The sequence below is a fragment of the Citrobacter sp. TBCS-15 genome (assembly GCF_005280815.1).
GTDB classification, from domain to species: domain Bacteria; phylum Pseudomonadota; class Gammaproteobacteria; order Enterobacterales; family Enterobacteriaceae; genus Citrobacter; species Citrobacter werkmanii.
In genome coordinates this window covers 1-896 of sequence record NZ_SZWK01000254.1, presented here as the reverse complement: position 1 = coordinate 896, position 896 = coordinate 1, and the positions used below count along the sequence as shown (strand labels likewise).

General features: G+C 39.1%; 1 protein-coding gene. It reads right to left on the bottom strand.

All coding sequences use genetic code 11. The annotated features are described in order from the left end of the window. Positions 1 to 109 precede the first annotated feature (109 nt). A complete protein-coding gene (locus FDW96_RS15060; protein WP_036853161.1) occupies positions 110 to 871 on the bottom strand; it encodes an N-acetylmuramoyl-L-alanine amidase in 762 nt (253 codons plus the stop codon). Positions 872 to 896: the final 25 nt, after the last annotated feature.

The window sequence follows — 896 nt, the reverse complement described above, 5'->3', positions numbered from 1 at the left end:
ATGAGGAAACTTAACGATCTAATAATAGAGGAAGTCAACATGTTAGTGAAAAAGATGAAATGATACCGAACAAAGAAAGCCCCACAATTAAGTGAGGGCCTTTTTCGTATTATTTTTTAGCAATGATTGGTTTGTCGATTCCGTTAGCTTGCATGAAACGAATATCAATAGGCGAACCTTTCCAATCGAAGTTTTTAAGGTCTTTGCCAGTTGTTTCTTTATAAGTTTTACGAACAATTGCCAATTGGTCTGGGTGTGATAGAGCGATAACTTTTTCGCCATTAAAGTAGTAAGTTGTTTTATCGCCATTTGTATATGTAAATTTCATTAAATCGTCGTCCTCTAATTCTGTATTTGTTTGTGTATTGTTTACTGCGACTGTGCCACTAGTTTGTCCTGTAAGGCGCTTGTTTAGTTCTGTGATAAAGTATGAGCGACAACTCTCTAACGTGCCTCCGTGTACTTCTACTGAACGTCTAGGGCATGAAGTTGCTGAAAGTTCTTGATGTAGTTTAACAGTATCACGATTAGGAGTTAACCCCCATTGTTTCATGTACTTAGCCACGTCATCTAGTACCGCTTGCTCATTTCTCAAGAACTGGTTTAAATCGCCCTCTGATTGGCATACTTCCCAGCTTGCATAGTTAGCATTACCGTACGAGTTGGCACAATGCCATGCCATATTAGAGAAATCAGAAGCTTGTAATCTTCCGTCAGAAGCAATGTAGACATGAGCAAAGCCATTTTCAGGGTTATGATTAGGTAACCAGTTGTTGTAGAAGCCAGCGTTAGCACCATTCGAACCAGCGTCATTGTGAATTACAACCCCAGTAGGGTTATAACCACGTACACCAGCATTAGTTATATTCATTCTTTTTTATCCTCCGTTTGTTCTT

Coding starts and splice junctions, on each gene's coding strand:
- FDW96_RS15060 (WP_036853161.1), bottom strand. CDS start 871: ATGAATATAACTAATGCTGGTGTACGTGGTTATAACCCTACTGGGGTT.